The following is a 241-nucleotide window of genomic DNA, read 5'->3' as shown; positions in this document are numbered from 1 at the left end:
CGGCAGCCCGGTGCGGCTGCTGGAGCCGAGCGGCAAGCCGGTGGGCATCTTCACCTTCAACCCGCACACGCTGGTCGCGGCCCGGCTGCTGTCCACCGACCCGGCGGCGGTGATCGACGGCGCCTTCCTGGAACGCCGCCTGCGCGCCGCCACGGAGCTGCGCGACCGGCTGTTCGGCCGTCCCTTCTACCGGCTGGTCCATGCGGAGGCCGACGGGCTGCCCGGCCTGATCCTGGACCGC

General features: G+C 74.7%; 1 pseudogene. It reads left to right on the top strand.

Annotated features, from left to right (window positions below):
• A pseudogene (locus tag JT719_RS25090) lies at positions 1-241 on the top strand (class I SAM-dependent rRNA methyltransferase); the annotation flags it as partial.

The organism is Sabulibacter ruber, assembly GCF_017355955.1.
GTDB classification, from domain to species: Bacteria; Bacteroidota; Bacteroidia; order Cytophagales; family Hymenobacteraceae; genus Nibribacter; species Nibribacter ruber_A.
The sequence above is the reverse complement of the archived record's forward strand: the minus strand, read 5'-3'. Positions and strand labels throughout refer to the sequence as shown.